Source organism: Marinobacter sp., assembly GCF_034669625.1.
GTDB lineage: Bacteria > Pseudomonadota > Gammaproteobacteria > Pseudomonadales > Oleiphilaceae > Marinobacter.
On record NZ_JAXMOY010000012.1, the window covers coordinates 57,144 to 76,536 of the forward strand.

A 19,393-nucleotide genomic window follows, 5' to 3' on the forward strand; every position below is an offset into this window, starting at 1 on the left:
TCGAAAGGGCGGCGAGTATAGCATGCCGGGGCTTGGGAGCGGGTGAGTGGAGTCCGCAATTGGTCCGGGTCGCCGCTCCGGGCGGATGCCTGTTAAACTCGATGGATCATGGATTGCTATTGGAGCCTTTATGATTCGCAGCATGACTGCTTTTGCCCGTAAGGATGCCCGTGGAGACTGGGGCACTCTCACTTGTGAGATTCGCACGGTGAATCATCGTTATCTGGAGCCTTCATTCCGTTTGCCAGAGGCGTTCCGGGAGCTGGAGAACCGGTTTCGGGAAGAGCTCCGTAAGGGGTTGAAACGGGGCAAGGTGGATATCTCGATGCGCCTGCAATCTGCCGAAAATGAGGTGCAGAGTTTTGAGATTAATGACGAAATTGCCAAGGCGGTGAATGAGGCGGCTAATCATATTAATCGGATGCTGGATAATCCGGCTCACATCAGCGCGCTGGATATTCTGCGCTGGCCCGGTGTGATGTCGTTGCCCGAGCACGATTACAGTGCCGCTCAGCGCGCTGCGGCGGAGCTGTTCGCGGAGACGGTGGCCGAGTTGGTGAGTGTTCGGGAGCGCGAAGGCGAGCGGTTGCGACCGTTATTTGAAGATCGTCTGGTGATCATGAGCACGTTGGTGGCTGAGGTGCGTGAGCGAATGCCGGAACTGCTGGCGGCTCAAGAGCAGACTCTTCGTGATCGTTTTGAAAAAGCCAAGGTTGAACTGGAGCCGGAACGGGTGGCACAGGAAATGCTGATGCTGGCCCAGAAGAGCGATGTGGCTGAAGAGTTGGATCGGTTGGATGCCCATGTCAGCGAAGTGAGGGACACCCTGCAGAGCGATGACGCCATCGGTCGTCGACTGGACTTCCTGATGCAGGAGCTGAATCGTGAGGCCAACACGCTCAGCAGTAAAAGTATTGACGCTGCGGTAACCCGTGCTGCCGTCGACTTGAAAGTGCTGATTGAACAAATGCGTGAACAGTTGCAGAACTTGGAATAGCTGCCATCTGGTGGGGTGCGGTGATACGTTAAAATCCGTATAATTGCGCGCTTTCTGGCCGTTTCAACGGCCGCCATTTGATGTGCAGGAGAGGTTGAATCATGAGTCAGGCCGGTGGGCAGGGAACCCTGTTTGTGATTTCGGCGCCCTCGGGTGCGGGTAAAACCAGTCTGGTGGCAGAAATGCTCCGTGCGGATCCTCTGTTGGGTGTCTCTGTGTCGCACACCACTCGCCCGATGCGTGAAGGTGAACAAGATGGCGTGAATTATCATTTTGTTAGCCGGGAAGAGTTCGAGGAAATGATCAATCGCGGCGACTTCCTCGAGCATGCCGATGTTTTCGGGAATTATTACGGCACGTCTCAGGTATGGGTGCGGGAAACGCTCGCAAAAGGTCGGGATGTCATTCTTGAAATTGACAGGCAGGGAGCCGAGCAAGTTCGGCATTTGATTCCGGAATGCGTGGGCATCTTTATCGTCCCGCCGTCAGCGGAAATCCTGCGCCAGCGTTTGGTTGGCCGAGGCACCGATGCTCCTGAAGTGATTGAGCGCCGTTTGGCTGAAGCTGAAGCAGAGTGCAGTCATGCGGTCGAATTTGATTATTTGGTGGTGAACGATGATTTCGATGTGGCCTTGTCGGATTTGTTGGCCATTACTCGTAGTTGTCGTTTGAAGATGGCGGTGCAGCGGGAACGTTTTTCTGATTTGCTGCAAGGGTTGACCGGGGCCAATGTAAGAGCCGCTGGAATATGAGCAGATAGCGGTTAGCCGCTGTATACAAATTGAGCCGCTAGCAGTAAACTACACGGTCTAGTTAAAGTACTTGTTATTTTCGGGGAACATAATGGCACGAGTTACCGTTGAAGATTGTCTGGAACATGTAGATAACCGCTTCCAGCTGGTTATGCTGGCTAGCAAGCGCGCCCGCCAGATCGCCACCAAGGGTTTTGAGCCAATGGTGCCGGAAGAAAACGACAAGCCAACGGTTATCGCATTGCGCGAAATCGCCGAAGGAAAAGTTTCTCGTAGTCTGCTTACCGAAACCGAAGAAGACTAAGCTCTGAACCAACAGGTATACGAAGAATTACCTGTTGGTGAGCGAGAAGCATTGAAATCTGTCTCTGCGGTTTTATAGTGTAGCTATAGAAGTCAGCGGGAAAGACAAGGAAGAGCCCGGATGTTCGCATTCGGGCTTTTTTGTCCCTGACAAACAGAACTTAGTGGAGGCGCGGTGTCGATAGAGGCAACGGTTGAAGAACTGGCTACAGAGCTCAGTTCATATTTAGATACCAGTCGCATCAATCAGGTGCGAAGGGCCTACTATTACGCCGAACAAGCTCACGAAGGGCAGATGCGAAAAAGTGGTGACCGCTACATCACCCACCCCCTGGCTGTTGCCCATATTCTTGCTGAATTACGGCTTGATCATCAAAGCCTGATGGCTGCGATGCTGCACGATGTCATCGAAGACACGGGTATCCCCAAAGACGCACTGGCCGATCAGTTTGGTGATGATGTGGCCGAACTGGTGGATGGTGTATCCAAGCTTACCCAAATTGAATTCCGCTCTCGGGCTGAGGCTCAAGCTGAGAATTTCCAGAAAATGACCTTGGCGATGGCTAAAGATATCCGTGTCATTCTGGTGAAATTGGCTGACCGTTTGCACAATATGCGCACTCTCGGCCCCATGCCCTTCGAAAAGCGCCAGCGCATAGCCACGGAAACGCTGGATATCTACGCCCCGATTGCTAACCGTTTGGGTATGCACTCGATTTCCACCGAATTGGAAGATCTGGGCTTTTCGTCTTTGTATCCCATGCGCTCGAAGTACATCTCCAAGGCGATACAAAAGCTGCGCGGTAATCACCGGGAGATCATTGAAGATATCCGGGGTAAGTTGCAGGAAAAGCTGGAAGAGCGGGGCCTGCCGGGGCGGATCTTGGGGCGAGAAAAACATTTGAACTCCATCTACAGCAAGATGAAGCTCAAGCAGAAGTCGTTCCACGAAATTATGGATGTGTATGCGTTCCGCATCATCACCGATAACGAAGATGACTGCTATCGCATCCTGGGTGCCGTGCACAGCCTCTATAAACCGCTGCCCGGCCGATTTAAAGATTACATCGCCATGCCTAAAGCCAACGGCTACCAGTCGTTGCACACCACCCTGTTTGGCATGCATGTGAACATCGAGATTCAGATTCGTACGGAAGAAATGGAGCACATCGCCAATAACGGTATTGCTGCCCACTGGATGTACAAAACCGAAGAGCCGGGTGTCGGTAAGGTCAATCAGACCCGCGTCGACCGCTGGGTGAAAGGTTTGATGGAAATGCGTGAACGGGCGGATGACTCCATGGAGTTCATCGAGAACGTGAAGGTGGATCTGTTTCCGGATGAAATCTACGTGTTCACGCCCAAGGGGAGAATCATGGAGTTGCCGCAGGGCGCTACTCCAGTGGATTTTGCCTACGCTATCCATACCGATATTGGTAATGCGACCGTTGCCTGCCGCGTGAACCGCAACTTGGCGTCACTCAGTCAGCCGCTTCAAAGCGGGCAGACGTTAGAAATTATTACCGCGCCGGGTGCAAGGCCAAACCCTGCATGGCTCAGCTTTGTGACGACGGGTAAAGCGCGCAGCAGCATTCGCCATGCTCTGAAAACACGCAAACTCGCGGAGTCAGTGGCGCTTGGCAGAACCCTCCTCAAAAAGTCGCTGAATGGTTTTGATACCACATTGGCGGATATCAGTGATGCCCAGAAACAGGCCGTGGTGAATCACAATCAGGTCAACAGCTTTGAAGACCTGATCAGCGATATTGGGCTGGGTAACCGGATGGCTTATCTGGTGGCACGTCAATTGGTCGCCGGCTATGAAGCGCCAGAGGAAGAGCAAAGCACCGAAGAGCAACAGATCGAAGCGTCTGGCCCGGTCATGATTCGTGGTGCGGAAGGCATTCTGCTTCGATTCGCTTCCTGTTGTAAGCCGATTCCGGGCGACCCGGTGGTGGGCATGATGGATTCCGGTAATGGCATGGTCATTCACTCTGACACTTGTTCGCGTTTGCCAGAAGATGATGAAGGCCGAGCGTTATTGACCCACCTGAAGTGGGCGAAAGACATCACAGACGAATTCTCGGTTGAACTGCGAGTCGAGCTGGAACGTCAGCGCGGAGTGATTGCCGAGATTGCCAACGCTGTTGCCATGGCGGACGGCAACATCGAACGTATTAACGTGGAAGATCAAAATGCACGATTCGGCATTGTGAGTTTGGTGGTCCATGTGAACGGACGCCGCCATCTGGCGCGAGTGATGCGCCGGGTGCGCAATATTCGTGCGGTTACGCACATCGGTAGAGTGCGTTACTGATAGAGACCTTTGGCGTAGTTGACAGTCGCTACGCAGAAGGGTGACGATGGTCGTTTTTCTTCAGAGGAAATAGAAGGTCATGACGAACAAATCTGTCATCCAGACCGAAAACGCTCCGCAAGCGATCGGTACATATTCTCAGGCAGTTAAAGCGGGCGATACCGTGTACCTGTCGGGCCAGATTCCGCTCGACCCGCAAACCATGGAAGTGGTAGCCGGTGATTTTGCTGCTCAAACCCGTCAGGTGTTCGAGAACCTCAAAGCCGTGTGTGAAGCCGCCGGTGGCGAGCTGAAGGACATCGTCAAGCTGAACATCTACATGACCGACCTGGCCAACTTCGCCACCGTTAACGAAGTGATGGCGACGTACTTCCAGCAGCCGTACCCGGCACGCGCCGCCGTTGGCGTTGCAGCGCTGCCGAAAGGCGTACCGGTTGAAATGGAAGCTGTGATGGTGCTCAGCTAAGGCTGTTGATCATCTCCCGGTACCCTGCCCGAAAGTCGGGGTATCGGAATTCAAACCCGCTGGCCAGCAATCGCTGGTTGCTGCACCGCTTACTTCCCGCTCTGCCGCCTTTGCGTGCGCCCTCTACCGGTGCTTTGCACGGTACCTGCTGCTGAACCCATTCCACCACATCATTCAGCCTAACCGGTTCGCAATCGGTGACGATGTAGACGTCTTCGAGATCTTTGCCGCTTAGCGCCATCTCGCTCATGTAAGTCACAGCCCGCACCGCATCCTGTTCGTGAACCCGGTTGCTGAACGGCGCAGGCGGTTGGGGGTTCATCCGGCCTTCAAGAACTTCTTCCAGAAAGCGCTGGCGAGTAGGGCCGTAAATACCACTGAAACGGACAACCGTCGCGGGGTGAATGCTGTGCAGGGCTGTTTGTTCACCCTCCAGAATACGTTGTCCGCTGAAGCGGTTGGGCTCTGTGCTGCTGATTTCATCTACCCAGCTGCCATCATTCTGAGAGTAAACGCTCGTGCTGCTGACGAAGAACAGTCGGGTCAAAGGGGTGTCACCAATGGCATGGAGTAAACTCTGTAAGCCGGTGACGTAGGCATCGTGGTAGCCCTGCTCGTCGTACGAAGACGGCGTAAGACAATAAATAACGATGTCGAGATCTGCGGGCAGCTTGCCCTTTAAGGTCTCGGGCTTGGTCAGGTCAGCGCCGATTCCGGTGATGCCCATCGGAACTTTTTCGGGGTTTCTGCGTAGACCAAATACCTGAGCGTTGTTTTCAGACAGTGCCGTGGCAATGTCTCCGCCGAGCTTGCCGCAACCGGCGACCAGGATTCGTGATAATTGCTTATGATTTGTCATTGCCATAGACAATTTCAATCCTTATCCTTTGATTGATAAACTAAGTGCAACTTCGACCTGAACAATCCGACCGGAGCCGACGATGACCCTCACCGAGTTACGATACGTTGTTACGCTTGCCCGGGAAAGGCATTTTGGCCGCGCTGCGGAGCGTTGTCACGTGAGTCAGCCCACCTTGAGTGTGGCGGTAAAAAAACTGGAAGAAGAGCTCGGCATCTCTTTGTTCGAACGCAGCAAAAGCAGCATCCGGGTGACTGAAGTCGGGCAGCGGATTATTGATCAGGCCCAGACGGTTCTGGACCAAGTGGGCGTGATTAAAGATCTGGCCCAAGACGGTAAGAATCAGCTGAACTCGCCGCTGAAAGTGGGGGCTATCTACACCATTGGCCCTTACTTGTTTCCGCATTTATTGCCGGAGTTGCGTCGAGCAGCGCCAGAGATGCCGCTGTTCATCGAAGAAAATTACACTGCGAATCTTCGTCAGAAGCTGCGGCACTCGGACCTGGACGCCATCATTATTGCGCTGCCGTTCGAAGAGCCTGAAGTAGTGACCTTGCCGCTTTATGACGAGCCCTTTGTTGTGCTGTTACCGGCAGGCCACCCACTGACTGAGAAAGATGAGATAACGGCGGAAGAAATGGCCAAAGAGCAGTTGCTGTTGCTCGGGCCGGGGCACTGCTTCCGGGATCAGGTTTTGGAGTCTTGTCCGCCTCTGGTCGATGCCATTACACAAAGATCCAGCCAGAACCAGCCGGGTTTGGTAACAGAAGGCAGCTCATTGGAAACCATTCGGCACATGGTGGCTTCAGGTCTGGGTATAACGGTTTTGCCTTTATCGGCGGCCACCGCGATCAAGTATCAGGAAGATATTCTGGCGGTACGCCCGTTTGCAGCACCAGTACCTTTCCGGACTGTGGCGTTGGCGTGGCGGGTAACTTTCCCGCGCCCGAAGGCGATTGATATGCTTTCGCTGGCGGCCAGTCAGTGTCGGGTGATTGAACGGGCCACAGCGGAAACACCCGCAGCAGTGCCCAAACGCTGAGGTAAGCATGGCGTCACTGGATGACATCTCCGTTACCGAGATCAAGGGCGTAGGGAACGCTTTGGCCGAGAAGCTGGCCAAGCTGGGCATCCAGTCCATGCAAGACCTCTTGTTCCACCTGCCCTATCGCTACGAAGACCGCACACGAGTGGTGCCGATGGGTAGTCTGCGGGTGGGAGATGTTGCTGTGGTCGAAGGCGAGGTGATGAAAGCCGATCTGGTGATGGGCCGGCGCCGCAGCCTCCAGGTCACCTTGAAGGACGACAGCGGGTTTTTGGTACTGCGTTTTTTCCACTTCAATGCCGCCCAGAAAAATCAGCTCAGTGACGGCACTCGAGTACGATGTTTCGGAGAAGTCCGCCCCGGACGGGCCGGTTACGAGTTTTACCACCCCGAATACCAGACCAATCCGCCACCCATGCCAGCCGCCAATGAGGCCACGCTGACCCCGGTTTACCCGTTGACCGAAGGCATTCAGCAGCCGAGGGTTCGCAGCTTGTGTCAGCAAGCTCTGAAATACCTTGAACGCCATCCGATTAAAGACTGGCTGCCACCGGAGTTACTGGCGGATTATCAGCTACCGTGCATCACGGAAGCGGTGAAACTGGCACATTCACCCCCAGCCGGGGCGCCTGTGCACCTCTTGGTTGAGGGGCGCCATCCCGCTCAGCAGCGCTTGGTAATGGAAGAGTTATTGGCGCATCAACTGAGTTTGCTGCAGGTACGAGAACAGATTCAGGCGCGAGAAGCTCTGCCCCTGTTACCGACCGGTAGTCTGACAGAGCGCTTTCTCGAAGAGCTGCCGTTCAAACTGACCGGGGCGCAACGCCAGGTCATGAGCGAGATCCGCCAGGATCTCAGCCAGCCCGTGCCCATGCTGCGGTTGGTGCAAGGCGATGTTGGCTCGGGCAAGACCGTCGTCGCAGCACTGGCGGCTCTGCAGGCACTCAGCGCAGGGGCTCAGGTTGCTTTGATGGCTCCCACTGAAATACTCGCCGAACAGCACTACACTAATTTCAAAGGTTGGCTGGAGCCTTTAGGGATTCCCATTGCCTGGTTATCCGGGAAGGTCAAAGGCAAAGCTCGTCAGCAGGCGCTGGAAGCCGTCGCGAGCGGAGAAGCCCAAGTAGTGATCGGCACTCATGCATTGTTTCAGGATGATGTGGTCTTCCGCCGCCTGGCGTTAGTGATTGTGGACGAACAGCACCGCTTTGGTGTGCACCAGCGCCTGGCGCTCAGAGAAAAGGGCGTGGGGGGGGCATTGGCACCGCACCAGCTGATTATGACTGCGACTCCGATACCGCGAACACTGGCGATGAGTGCCTATGCTGATCTGGACACTTCTATTATTGATGAACTGCCGCCGGGCCGTAAACCGATAGAAACCATTGTGGTGCCAGACAGCCGACGGGAAGACATCATCGAACGAGTGCGCAGTGCGTGTCGTGAGGGCCGACAGGCCTATTGGGTATGCACGTTGATTGAAGAGTCTGAAGCCTTGCAGTGCCAGGCCGCAGAAGTAACCGCTCAGGAGCTTACAGAGCGCTTATCGGATCTCAAAGTCGGTTTGGTGCACGGTCGCCTGAAAGCTCAAGAGAAGGCTGACGTTATGGCCCGCTTTAAAGACGGTGAGCTGGATTTGTTGGTAGCTACAACGGTGATTGAAGTTGGGGTAGATGTGCCCAATGCGTCGTTAATCATCATCGAAAACCCCGAACGTTTGGGCTTGGCGCAACTGCATCAGCTCCGTGGCCGGGTAGGGCGGGGCGAACAGGCGAGTTTTTGTGTGTTGATGTATCACCCACCCTTGTCAATGAATGGTAAAGCACGACTGCAAGCGCTCAGGGATAGCCAAGATGGCTTTGTGATCGCTGAGAAAGATCTGGAAATACGTGGGCCCGGTGAAGTGCTGGGTACTCGCCAAACAGGCCTGATGCAGTTCCGGTTGGCTAATTTTGAAAGAGATAAAGGCTGGATCGAGCCCATAAAAAATATGGCCCCCGCGCTCATGCAGCAGCCGAGAGTGGTCGAAGCGCTAATACGCCGGTGGTTAGGCGAGAAGATTCGTTATGGTGACGTCTGATTAAGTTCGGCGGGATGATACGTGGATCATGGTGTTGGCAATAAAGGCCTATTAAAAAAACACATTAGCTTCAAAATGAACGTATACGAGTTTCTAGGGTTTACAAGGAGGCATTGATGGAACTCCCCGGGGTGGTACAGCAGGCGTTAGGCGAAAGTGCGTTGGATGTGTCGCTGCGCAGCGTGGGGCAGATCAAACCAAAGCACATGCTGCGGATGGTCCTTCTAACCGATAGCGATGGAAACCTGCAAGCGATTCTCCGCCGTGATGACATGCTTGATCTGGACGTTCTGAACAAAATTCTGGGCCGCGATCTGAAACTGATGCAACGCACCGAGCAAGTGCGGGTGCGCCAGCGAGCCGGCCTGCAGGAGCTACCCGCACTGCCATCACTGACCGGCTGGCCTACGGTAATTGATCGCAGGGTTGATGAGCTGGAATCCATTGCGCTTGATCTGGTGGAGCAAAACTTGGCGGTCACCATGCCTTTGGAAGACTTCCGGAAGCTAACGGCCAAAGCAGACCGAAGCAGTTTCGCCATCGATGCTCAAGCGGTATCCGTTAACCTGGACTGCGGGCATACCGACCGGGATGAGCTGCACAACGCTCTGAAGAAATTCACTGGCCGCCGAATACAGCAACGTCTTGAAGATACGCTGGAACTCCCGCCGTTACCTGAAACCGCCCAACGCATCATCCATTTGCGGGTGAACCCCAATGCCGTGATGGGAGATTTGGTCGATATCGTGGAAAGCGACCCCAGCCTTGCGGCTCAGGTGGTGAGCTGGGCGTCGTCTTCATTCTATGCCGCAGCGGGGCAGGTGCGTTCGGTTCATGATGCGGTATCGCGCGTACTGGGTTTCGATCTGGTGATGAACCTTGCCATGGGGCTGTCGCTTGGACGTGCGCTCAACCACCCAAAGGACCATCCTGACGGCTACGTTGACTATTGGCAGCAGGCGGTCTGGCAGGCGCAGTCGGCGGGCATTCTCTCCAGCATGATGCCCCGAGGCCGGCGCCCTCTGTTCGGCTTGGCCTACCTCTCTGGCTTACTGCACAACTTTGGCCATTTGGTGTTGGCGCAGGTGTTTCCGCCGCACTTCAAACTGGTGTGCCGTTCGTTGGAAGTGAACCCCAACATCGATTCCAGTGTGATTGAGCATCATCTGCTGGGCATTACTCGAGAGCAGATCGCCGCGACATTGATGGAAAACTGGGGCATGCCGGAAGAAGTGGTGATGGCGATTCGCTACCAGAAAAACCTGAACTACGACGGTGAACACCACGAGTATGCCCGCCTGCTCTGGCTGGGGCGGCAGCTGCTGACCGTCCGAGGCGTTGCGCTGGGGGCCGGGGAGCCATTGGGTGATGATGTGTTCGAAGAGCTGGGATTGGATCGTGACACGGTTGAGAGCCGGTTTGATGAGCTGGTTGAAAATAAAGACAGTGTGATGGCGATGGCTGGAATGATGAAGCCCAACTGATAAAAAAAACCGGCCCAGTTGGGGCCGGTAATGATATCCGCAAATTGCAGAGTCCGTCTCACAAATCAGGAGAAAACAAGTACAGGGCTGTGAACGAAGTGAAAAAGTCCGTGGCCCTGCTTTAAAGTTAGCCAAAGCTCCCCAAAAGGAAAGGTGCTATCGCAGAAAACAAGATGTGACACAGTTCTCAAATTTCTGGCTCGGTCAAAGGCGTTGAATTGCTTAACTAAAGCCAGAGCACTTCGTTTTCATAGTAACAAATTATTACAAAGATACTGCCTCATTCAAAACGAGCCTGGCGAATAGCGCTTGCCGCTTGTCGAATACGTTCGGCATATTCCTTCTCAATGGCAAATCGCTCGACATCCATCTGTTGCACCATCTCTGTATCCGCGGCCTTTCTCGCTCTGTGCGTGGGCATGTGTTCAAGCTTCTCGTGTACCACTTGAAATACGCTGTAGGGCTCCTGGGACAGTAATTCAGGGGCGACGTAATCCAGCAATCCCTTCAGTCGCAAGCAAGCCTCGGAATACTCAACCTGCTCTTTTTCAACGGCGATAGCGATAATCCGGATGCTCTCCACCATTTCATCCTTGCGCTTAGCCTGGAATTCTTCGGCTTTCTTCTGGCGCAGTCGCTCTTGTGTCAGAACCCGTGATTGCCGCCAGATATAAATCAGCAACAGCCCGATAATCACCAAACCGATCGCAATAAACGCAAACTGAAGCCCTATGGGCATGGTAAGTCTCCCTAATGCGCAGGATTTCGCCTGAGTTTTTCAGGCTTGCTCGAAATTGGAGCTAGTTTGCCAGAGATTGAGGTTGGGTGCTTGTGGGGATTTCGGACGGCGAAATAAAAGGCCAGCCCGAGAGGGCTGGCCTGAGAGGTCAAAGTACTGGTTAGCTTACAAAGGAGCGACTTAGTACTCGTATTGAACCGGTAGGTCTTTTACTGGGTTCGTGATGAAGTTCAGGTAAACGCCATCCTCCGGGATAGTCAACGGGATTTCGATATCGCCGGCAGGGACCTCTGGGTCCTCCGCTTGGCATGCTTCAATAACATTCAGCAAATCAAGCGTGCACAAAAGGTCTGTGATCGACCCCCCCGGATCTTTGAGAAGGTTGAGGACATCAGTGATCAATGGTGCATTTACTGTGACCTGAACGGTAATGTCAGCGGGAACCCGCGGGTTTATATTGCGTTGCTCGATTTGCATACGGCCATCGTCAAAGAAGGTAATGTCTCCTTTCAGGTCCAGCGTAAAGGGGTAGCTATAAAGGTTGTGTGTCAGCAGTCCCTCAATGGGGAGATCCAGGTTTGGCGCGTCCAGTAACAGATCCGCTTCTGTTTTGAACGTTGGTTGTCCGTTATCACCCGTAACGATAATGCCTTCAATCAGGCCTAACGGGTTGCCATTGTCAGGATCACTTTCACCATAGGTCATCCTGAGAATTTGTGGGCCCGTCTTCTGCTCGCCAAGTGGTGAGAGGTAAACGCTGGCGGACGTGGTTGCCAGCATGGTTGGATAGAGAAGTACACGAATACCTTCCTTGCCTGTTTCTGGATCCGTAGCTTTCCCAATAACCTCAGTGTTGAGTCCATAGGTTTGGTAGATGAACTTATTCTTCTCGCAAGATTCTCCAGATTCGCAGCCCAGGCCTGTTGGTAGCTTTAGGTTCTCGTTGCCGAGGAGATAGGCTTGGCCTTTCAGAGCGAGTTTCGCTGCGTTTGCTGACGGCATGTATTCGCCGTTCTGATTAGGTTCGCCATGATCGAAGGGCTCCAGGCAGTCGGTACCTTCAGGGTCATCACAATCAATCTCGTAGTTCGAGTTTGTGTCCCGGATAGGCAAATTCCGAAGCGGAGTGAACACTGTGTTAACAGCGTCGGTGCCACGGAAGTAGATGGTCATATCTGGACCGCCGGTATCTTCCGGGTCGCGGAGTAGGTCCGTTTGTAGGGCAAGTCCTGAATCGCCTTCAGCACAGATTACGTCGCCATCACCGCAAGTTGCGCCTTGTTGAGATTTCATCGTGTATCTATAGAACACACCGTCCTCGGTTGACCAAGGATGCTCAGGGATGAAGCGAATGCGCTGATTGCTCTTTTCGAGGCGGCCGTCAACCTGTGCCCCTTGGCCAATGGCTGTGCTGCTATCTTCAATTCGTTCGACAATGAACGTTTGGTCGTTGATAGAGTCCAAGTTCATTGACTGGGAAAAGACGACGACGATAGGTCTGTCTTGAGGCAGGGTTGTGATGGGCAGCAGTGGTCCCTTGGGTCCATCTGGCGCGGCATCAATGCATTGCCCGTGGTTGGGGGCTTGCGAGCTAAGGTCAACCGCAGTCGTTACGCAAGGGAAGCCAGGGTATGTGGTTAGCGCAAGGGGAGAGCGGAGGTTTACATCCGCGTCATCTGTTCCAATGTCATCGAGTTTGAATGATAAATTAGGACCAGAAAACGGGTTGTCGGCCAGATCTGTTACCCCATCGACGTTTAGATCATAAGTGACGCCGTGCTTAAGACCGCCAATAGGATTCAGTGTTAGCGTTGTGCCGTCCAAAAAGTAATCGAAGTCTACTGGGCTTATAGAGGTTTCACGGGTCTCAAAGAGGCTCACATTCGATGTAATGGAAGCCGGATCCAGAGGCTCGTCAAAGAACAGAATCACGGGGTCACCCGGGCGCTGCATAGACTGTCGCGTGGCAGGGGAAGCATTCTCAGCGCCAGGCATCCAACTCAGCAGCTGGGGAGCTGTGTTGTCTATCTCGCGCAGCACTTCGGCATCAAGCACGGAGTCGACATCTGTCGCAGCTTGCAGGTGGAACGCGATGGTGGAGTCTGTGAACTCTTGGCCGAGTAGGTTGGGTTCAACCATGCCGATGGCATCGATGGTCAGAACGCCATCCTCAACAAGGGCAATACCACGAAGCTCTACGCCCATCAGATCTTGGGAAAGAGCTGCGTTCGGCATTGCCTCAGCGGTGTTCATGGATACGTCCATAAACAGTGTGATGTGGCGCGGTGCATTGATGTCGTCGGTATAAGCGTTCGGGCTCATGTAACCAGATGCGTCTGAAAGCATGGTTACTTTGATCGTACCGGTTTCCTGATTGCTGGCATCGTCGATGTTCAGCACTTGAACTTGTCCACCGATCTTAATGTTCAGGCTCGTGCTTTCCAGTACGCTGCCCTTCGGAATGCGCAAAGGCAAAGCTTCATCTGCTTCAAAAGAAGGAGCGTATGCGAGTTCAGCAAATAATGAACCAGTTTGTTGGGACGAGTCAGTGATACCTTGGAGAACAGAGTTCAGTACAACGCCATTGATCGCTTGGCCGTTTAGTACCGAGGTGATATTGCCGCCATTGGAATCCACTGCCTCCTGTTCCAGCACCACCGTCGGGCCAGTCTCGCGGGGAATGAATTCAAACGTTGTACTTAAGCGTTCGCCATCTGAGCCATTGGTCAGGCTCGCGAGATTGTTCAGCTTAAGCGTGTAAGCTTGGCCGGCATTCAGGGTGTCATTCTTGCTGCCGCATGCTTTCGGATCTTCGGTGACACAAGGGTCAACGGTGATGCGGTTGCCCTTCACCAATACGGTGGAAGGTACTGCGGTGCCGTTCTTATCCAAAAGCTCGATGGAACCGCCCAGGTTTTGCCACTCTGGGTGCACCGGGTGGGTCATAGCAAGGCGGAAGGTTGAAAAGTTTGCTGCTTCGAACGCTGTCCCATTCGCAGGAACTTGCCAGGCGACACCGAACTCGTCGGAAGTTTGCGCTAGTTCGGCAATGCCGCTGAAGTCTCCGCGGGTGGTGAACTGAATGCCAGACTCGCCTACGGCGTTTGGCGTGCTGATTTCGCGACCGCCTTCAGTTAGAAGAGGTTCGTTAAAGGTGACTGAGTAGCTTTCACCGCTGGCGAGAGATTGGCCTTCGGAAATTTCTAGGTTGAGGCTTTTCCCACCATCAATTTTTGTAACCGTAAATGCCAAGCTGCCGGTGCTGGAGTCGATCCGGATTTTTTCAGCAAGCGTCGCGTCGTCGTCCCCAATAGCATGAGAGAAACGCAGTACGAGATCGGCTTTGGGGCTGACATCCCCTTGGCCGTCCATTGGGTAGGAGTAAACCAATGAAACAGACTGTGCGTTATCTTGAACACTCTGCTTGATGTCTTGATCGTCGCTTCCACCGCATGCTGCAAGCAGCATGGCGGGGATCAGCGCTAGTGTCTTAAATTGTTTCATGACCTGCTTCTCCTCAGAACTTCAGGGTGATGGAGCCGCTGATTACATGGATATCACCGTCGGCAGTCACGTTGGTTTCGTTACCGTCATAGTCGACCAGGGTGAAGTCCCGCTCTTGTAGTTGTTGATACTGGTAGCCCAGATCCAGGCGAACTGGGAAGGCTAGAAGGCGTGTGCGGTTGTAGGTGGCACTTACGCCCAGACCAACGATGATCTTGTCGGTGTCCAGGTAGTTGAGTTCCGGGTTGCGGGTCGTTTTCAGAGGCGACTCTTCGTAAGCGATGCCGCCGCGAACGGCAAAGTTCTCATTCAGCTGGTACTCAGCGCCCACGCGAGGAACGAGAATGTCGTCGAAGCCGATGCGGTTGCCTGCTGAGACCGACTCTTGGTCTTTGATGCTGTCGCGGCTGAACTCATCTTCCAGCTCAGACCAGTTCTGCTGTTCGATGCTGCCGCCTACGCGCCATCCGTTGCCGGCATATTGAGTGCCGAGAACAATGGTTTCAGGCTGGAAGGAGTCGATGGTTGCCACGGTCAGGCTAAGGCCTGGGTCAGGAATGGTCTGGGTCACAATAATGTTAGAGCCCACGGAAGTTTTGGCTGAGGACTTGGTGCGGTAGGTCAGTGCTGCTTCCCAGCCGTCAAGGAAACAACCGTCTTCAGCGCAGAAAGTGCTGCCGAAGTCGATGTTGGTACCGAGAATGGTTTTCAGGGTGGGTTCTGCGTTGACCGACAATTTTTCACGGCTTGTTTCGCCGCCCAAGGTGGAGACCGCTTCCAGCTGAGCTGCTGCTTCTAGCGTTACACGTACAGACGCACCGGCAGAAATACCTCGCCAAATTGGGGTTGCGCCACCAATGTTCAGGAACAGTGGTTCTTTACCGTTTTGCAGATACTGGCCGGTTTCGGAGGTTTCGGATTTAAAAGCCAGCATTTCTTTGCCGTACTTTTCAACACCTGCAATGAAGCCAAGATAAATGGGATGTTTGAATCGAGTCAGTGAGCCCAAATTGGTTTTCATACCGATCAGAACGTGCTGGCTCGGTGAACTTGAAACCACATCACCGTTGGCATTGGGGTTGGCGGAACGGAGTTCTTGTTCGGCGTGCAGGATGCCGGAGGTCAGTTCCCCACGGGTATCACGGGTAAGGGATGCCGGGTTGTAATAAGTCGCCGAGACCTGGTCGTTAAACATGGAAAGCGATTGAGCGGTCGCAACGTCGATGGGCATCACACCGTATGTGGTGCCTAGGTTGCCCATGCTCGCAGTCGCGGACATAGATAGGGTGGCGGATACTGCTGCAACAGCAAGGGTCGTTGCCCGTACAGAAAATCGGGAAGGAAGAACCATTAATACACTCCGTTCGCTCTTTGTTGTTGTGTACAGCCCCGGCGAGTGCGCAAGGAGACTGGTACGATTATGCAAGTTGCAGTTTAGGGTACTTGTCACTTTAGGACGTTGGCATTTTTGACAGTATGTTATGTCTGTAATACCACGTATGCGCAGTATGCGTTGTTACCAGTGCGATTGTGTAGTCGAGAAAGGCGACAGCGTGTGTGGTTTTTGTTGCGGAATGTTTCTGGTACAAGGGGGAAGAGAGGGGGCTAGCGCTTGCTAGCCCCGATTTTTTATAGACCGACTAACTGATCTAGTTCTGCCAGTTTGGCCGCGCTAAAAACATACATCGAAGCCACTTCAACGGAACCATCATCCAAAGCGGTTAGCGGTGCCAGTGACACTGAGCTATTGCTGAGTTCAGTTGGGAATCCTGCCGGGCCTTCGACATCAACAGACCATAACACTTCAAATGTTTCAGGATCTCGCCGCTGCAATGCGCCCGCGGTCACGACCAGCAATCGGCCCTGTGTATCGAGTGCCAGGTCGAAAATGTCAGAGCGTACGTCCCGGCCATAGCGCCAGCGCTGATCAATAAGCGCGGTGACATTTCCGCTGTTGGTGTCTACGCGATAAACGCTGTAACGGGTGATGGAGTCTGCGCCGGAGACAATATTGTCGTGGATACTGAAGTAAAGCTGGTCGCCAAGCTTACGGAAAAAGCTCGACGCAACTATCTCGTTTGTATCACGCAGAACCTCGATGGGGGTGGCCCAGCTAACTGCACATGTCGGGCTTATTTTGCTCACCAGCCCGGCATTGCCGCTGAACGTAAAGGAGTAGATAAAGCCGTCATCCCCAACAATCACCGTTCCCTCTTCTTTAGGCGAGGCAATACGTGCCCACCAACTGGAACTCGCTCCACTGTAATTGAGTGGCATGTATCGGTGTGAATTCGGCGCCCCCATGGGGGCGGAGCAGCTATTAGGTCCCTGCAGCGTCAGAATCCCAGCGTTCGCAGTGAATATCATATCTTCTGCCAAGAAGCTGGATTTCTTTCGGTCGAAGGATCGGTGATCTGCTTGTTGAAATCCGGATGAGTCTGCTGTGTAAATCGCAACCGGTCCGTTGCTTTTAAAGCCAAGCCCTCCGCCGCTCAGAGTATATTGTCCACTCACTTGGTCATGTCGGATTCGTTGCATTCCCTCTACAGCGCTGTACGGTTTTTGCGCCGAACTGCTCCAGAGGTTTTTAGCTTCAGCGTTGGTTAACCCAGCCGAAGTAAGGTCTGCATCGTCGATCTTCACTTGGTCGATAGGTTCACCCGCAGAATTGACCCGGCCTAAATAGATACCATCTTCCCCGGTTGAGGAGCCTGTTGCGCTGAACATGTAAAATTTCGGGTCTCCGGGTTGGGTATCATAAAACCAGTCAATGTTCATATTGCTTGCGAACTGATTATTGAGAATTTGATTTTTGTCCAGTTTGTCTGGGAATGCTGCAACTTTCGGATCAGATCCCGGTGCAATCATCGGGCCGTCACTCAGCGGCATGCCGATTATTTTGTATGTACCAGAGTTTCCACCACCAGCGTTAACCGTCGCCGTATAAGTGCCTGAGTCTGCGGTGTGGGCTGTCAGTAGGAAGGTCTCTATTAGGCCGGTGGCGTGATTGAGTGTAATCTCATACTGCGAGCTAACCTTAGGTTTCCAGCTGTAGCTGTCAAAGTCGGAACCGCTGAACCTTCGACGGTCACGGGTATTGAATCCGGCGGGTCCGTAGCCTGAAGCCTCAGTGGATGACGGCGCCATAAACAGAACCATTTTGCCTACATTCGTTCCGGTGCTGGAGGAAGACTTAACCGTCATCTCAATTTGAAGGTTTTTGGGGTCATCTGGCCAATTATAGCCGTTGGCTCCAGTGCCTGAGCTTCCTCCGGAAGAATCTCCACCTCCACCTCCACCTCCACAAGCGGACAGAGTTAAAGCCAGAAACAGCAAGGACACGAATGAATGCGCCTTATACAAGCGGGTAAGTGTAGACATTGATTACAGCTCCAAGTGGGAATTCGTTAAACCAAAGGGGGCAGGCAATCAATAGATTACGCAAGGTGTCCTGAAGCAAACCACCCTCATTTGAGGGTAATTAAAGGTGACATTACCGAGTTCCGGGGTGCTCGATAGGTGGTGCAGTAACGGGCGGGAATGTTCTTTACATCAACGCAATGTGGTTAAAAGTATCGCGCTGATTAGTTGTCCTTGTCGGTTGTATCCTGTTTTCTGAAAGACCTGTTTCAAATAGCTGCGCACGGTTAACTCACTTTTATGGCGATGTTCCGCTATTTCCTTCAGGCTTAAACCCGCCACAAGCCCTTCACAAAGTTTTGCTTCGGCGGCTGAAATCGGGAAGTACTCTGCGATTTCGGAGGCTTTGGGTAGTGCGCGTGCCTTGAGGTCAACGATCGTTACCAGTACGCCACCGGAGAGTATCTCATTGTGTTCAAGGGGTCGTATGGTCATGACCAGAGGTGACAGACCCGGTCGCTTAATGATCAGCGTTTCTGGCATGGCTAAGCCATTGGTGCATACCGTTGTTGCTGCCCGCGCCATCGCTTTGAAAAAAGAGTCCTGCAGCGTATCAACCTCAAAGTGCAAGCGTTCATGCCGAAGGTTGATGCACGGTTCCTGGTCCAGAAGCTGTTTGCCTCGCTGATTGGCGGTAACCAGTGTTCCCCGGTTATTGAGGATGAGCGCAGGGTCGGTAATGAGATCGGCGATACTGCTGAGGGTTTGGGCGGCCTCGGGGTGTTGGTGAATCTTTTTTGCCAAAGCGACCGTTTGTTTAATGAACGGCACCAGGCGGTTCATGGCTGCAATTTCTTCCGGTTGATACGCGCCCTGAGCATACGTCCGCTGAACGGTCAGCAAGGTAATATGAGAATCGCTGGCTTCGACAACCAGCCAGGCTGAATCAAGCATGTCTTGATCGGATTCCCAGCGCTCGTATTCATCCCCGGGTGGGCCATCGCAGAGGAGCGGTAAAGCTGAATTGAAGTTTCCGGCCTCCTGAGTGACTGCGTGATTGGTGACGGCGTCGTGCTCGATCATGTTGTTATCGAGATACCAGGTTAAAAATTCATCCGATAAGCCCGCATGCCACATATGTTCAATAGCTCTGGGGTTTCGGCGGATAAACGAAAGCTGTGCTGCACATCCCCCGACAGAACCAGCCAACAGGGAAAGGAATCCGTGAAAACCAGCTTGGTGCTCTAATGAGTCGTAAAGGCATTGAATTAACTCAGTCTCATTGCTAAGAAACGAACCAGAGTTATCACCGTGGTGAAATGCCTTTGATGTCATCAGCTTATCCTTTGGAGGGCTACGTACAGCTTTTTCGAAGCACTGGCAAAATATAGATGAACATCGAGTAATATATAAGAGGTGATGGCCAAAAAGGCCTGTTTTACGCGGTGATTTCAAGGAAGAGGCAGGCGGTGAGGTTTGAGGCTAAA

Annotated in this window: 14 protein-coding genes; 8 read left to right on the forward strand and 6 right to left on the reverse strand. The window is 53.3% G+C overall.

Annotation, left to right across the window (positions count from 1 at the left end; genetic code table 11):
* Nucleotides 1-130: 130 nt before the first annotated feature.
* The 5 genes from VOI14_RS11470 to VOI14_RS11490 all read left to right on the forward strand — a co-directional run bounded on the left by VOI14_RS11470 (nucleotide 131) and on the right by VOI14_RS11490 (nucleotide 4,835).
* Nucleotides 131-997, forward strand: a complete 867-nt coding sequence (locus tag VOI14_RS11470) for a YicC/YloC family endoribonuclease (RefSeq protein ID WP_323752190.1) — start codon at nucleotides 131-133, stop codon at nucleotides 995-997.
* A 101-nt stretch (nucleotides 998-1,098) separates the two neighbouring features.
* Nucleotides 1,099-1,749 (forward strand): guanylate kinase, encoded by a 651-nt coding sequence (gene gmk, locus VOI14_RS11475; RefSeq protein WP_323752191.1) that lies wholly within the window; start codon nucleotides 1,099-1,101, stop codon nucleotides 1,747-1,749.
* A 91-nt stretch (nucleotides 1,750-1,840) separates the two neighbouring features.
* The gene (rpoZ, locus tag VOI14_RS11480) at nucleotides 1,841-2,053 is read left to right on the forward strand and encodes a DNA-directed RNA polymerase subunit omega (protein WP_133006603.1); all 213 of its coding nucleotides are present in this window, start codon (nucleotides 1,841-1,843) and stop codon (nucleotides 2,051-2,053) included.
* A gap of 174 nt (nucleotides 2,054-2,227) precedes the next feature.
* Complete coding sequence (locus VOI14_RS11485) at nucleotides 2,228-4,369, forward strand: RelA/SpoT family protein (RefSeq protein ID WP_323752192.1); 2,142 nt, start codon at nucleotides 2,228-2,230, stop codon at nucleotides 4,367-4,369.
* A gap of 79 nt (nucleotides 4,370-4,448) precedes the next feature.
* Nucleotides 4,449-4,835, forward strand: a complete 387-nt coding sequence (locus VOI14_RS11490) for a RidA family protein (RefSeq protein ID WP_323752193.1) — start codon at nucleotides 4,449-4,451, stop codon at nucleotides 4,833-4,835.
* Here VOI14_RS11490 and VOI14_RS11495 read toward each other — a convergent pair.
* On the reverse strand, nucleotides 4,828-5,700 hold the full coding sequence (locus VOI14_RS11495) for an NAD-dependent epimerase/dehydratase family protein (protein WP_323752194.1): 873 nt from the start codon (nucleotides 5,698-5,700) through the stop codon (nucleotides 4,828-4,830). The genes VOI14_RS11490 and VOI14_RS11495 overlap by 8 nt on opposite strands.
* A 76-nt stretch (nucleotides 5,701-5,776) precedes the next feature.
* On the opposite strand from VOI14_RS11495, the gene VOI14_RS11500 reads away from it, so the two are divergent.
* The 3 genes from VOI14_RS11500 to VOI14_RS11510 all read left to right on the forward strand — a co-directional run bounded on the left by VOI14_RS11500 (nucleotide 5,777) and on the right by VOI14_RS11510 (nucleotide 10,303).
* Entirely contained in the window at nucleotides 5,777-6,736 is a 960-nt protein-coding gene (locus VOI14_RS11500; RefSeq protein ID WP_323752195.1) for a hydrogen peroxide-inducible genes activator, read from the forward strand.
* Between the two features lie 7 nt (nucleotides 6,737-6,743).
* Nucleotides 6,744-8,819, forward strand: a complete 2,076-nt coding sequence (recG, locus tag VOI14_RS11505; RefSeq protein WP_323752196.1) for an ATP-dependent DNA helicase RecG — start codon at nucleotides 6,744-6,746, stop codon at nucleotides 8,817-8,819.
* A 116-nt stretch (nucleotides 8,820-8,935) separates the two neighbouring features.
* Nucleotides 8,936-10,303, forward strand: coding sequence for an aminoacyl-tRNA deacylase and HDOD domain-containing protein (locus tag VOI14_RS11510; protein WP_323752197.1), 1,368 nt, complete (start codon nucleotides 8,936-8,938; stop codon nucleotides 10,301-10,303).
* 280 nt (nucleotides 10,304-10,583) lie between these two features.
* Here the strand turns inward: VOI14_RS11510 and VOI14_RS11515 are convergent, their stop codons facing one another.
* The 5 genes from VOI14_RS11515 to VOI14_RS11535 form a co-directional block, all read right to left on the reverse strand.
* Nucleotides 10,584-11,042, reverse strand: a complete 459-nt coding sequence (locus tag VOI14_RS11515; RefSeq protein WP_323752198.1) for a DUF2489 domain-containing protein — start codon at nucleotides 11,040-11,042, stop codon at nucleotides 10,584-10,586.
* Nucleotides 11,043-11,222: 180 nt separating this feature from the next.
* On the reverse strand, nucleotides 11,223-14,546 hold the full coding sequence (locus VOI14_RS11520; protein ID WP_323752199.1) for an Ig-like domain-containing protein: 3,324 nt from the start codon (nucleotides 14,544-14,546) through the stop codon (nucleotides 11,223-11,225).
* Nucleotides 14,547-14,559: 13 nt separating this feature from the next.
* Nucleotides 14,560-15,897, reverse strand: coding sequence for an alkane uptake protein AupA (gene aupA, locus VOI14_RS11525; protein ID WP_323752200.1), 1,338 nt, complete (start codon nucleotides 15,895-15,897; stop codon nucleotides 14,560-14,562).
* Between the two features lie 278 nt (nucleotides 15,898-16,175).
* On the reverse strand, nucleotides 16,176-17,882 hold the full coding sequence (locus tag VOI14_RS11530; protein WP_323752201.1) for a hypothetical protein: 1,707 nt from the start codon (nucleotides 17,880-17,882) through the stop codon (nucleotides 16,176-16,178).
* 216 nt (nucleotides 17,883-18,098) lie between these two features.
* Complete coding sequence (locus VOI14_RS11535) at nucleotides 18,099-19,241, reverse strand: hypothetical protein (RefSeq protein ID WP_323752202.1); 1,143 nt, start codon at nucleotides 19,239-19,241, stop codon at nucleotides 18,099-18,101.
* Between the last annotated feature and the right edge of the window lie 152 nt (nucleotides 19,242-19,393).

Coding starts and splice junctions, on each gene's coding strand:
- gmk (WP_323752191.1), top strand. CDS start 1,099: ATGAGTCAGGCCGGTGGGCAGGGAACCCTGTTTGTGATTTCGGCGCCC.
- VOI14_RS11490 (WP_323752193.1), top strand. CDS start 4,449: ATGACGAACAAATCTGTCATCCAGACCGAAAACGCTCCGCAAGCGATC.
- VOI14_RS11495 (WP_323752194.1), bottom strand. CDS start 5,700: ATGGCAATGACAAATCATAAGCAATTATCACGAATCCTGGTCGCCGGT.
- VOI14_RS11515 (WP_323752198.1), bottom strand. CDS start 11,042: ATGCCCATAGGGCTTCAGTTTGCGTTTATTGCGATCGGTTTGGTGATT.
- aupA (WP_323752200.1), bottom strand. CDS start 15,897: ATGGTTCTTCCTTCCCGATTTTCTGTACGGGCAACGACCCTTGCTGTT.
- VOI14_RS11535 (WP_323752202.1), bottom strand. CDS start 19,241: ATGACATCAAAGGCATTTCACCACGGTGATAACTCTGGTTCGTTTCTT.
- VOI14_RS11470 (WP_323752190.1), top strand. CDS start 131: ATGATTCGCAGCATGACTGCTTTTGCCCGTAAGGATGCCCGTGGAGAC.
- VOI14_RS11500 (WP_323752195.1), top strand. CDS start 5,777: ATGACCCTCACCGAGTTACGATACGTTGTTACGCTTGCCCGGGAAAGG.
- VOI14_RS11520 (WP_323752199.1), bottom strand. CDS start 14,546: ATGAAACAATTTAAGACACTAGCGCTGATCCCCGCCATGCTGCTTGCA.
- recG (WP_323752196.1), top strand. CDS start 6,744: ATGGCGTCACTGGATGACATCTCCGTTACCGAGATCAAGGGCGTAGGG.
- VOI14_RS11510 (WP_323752197.1), top strand. CDS start 8,936: ATGGAACTCCCCGGGGTGGTACAGCAGGCGTTAGGCGAAAGTGCGTTG.
- rpoZ (WP_133006603.1), top strand. CDS start 1,841: ATGGCACGAGTTACCGTTGAAGATTGTCTGGAACATGTAGATAACCGC.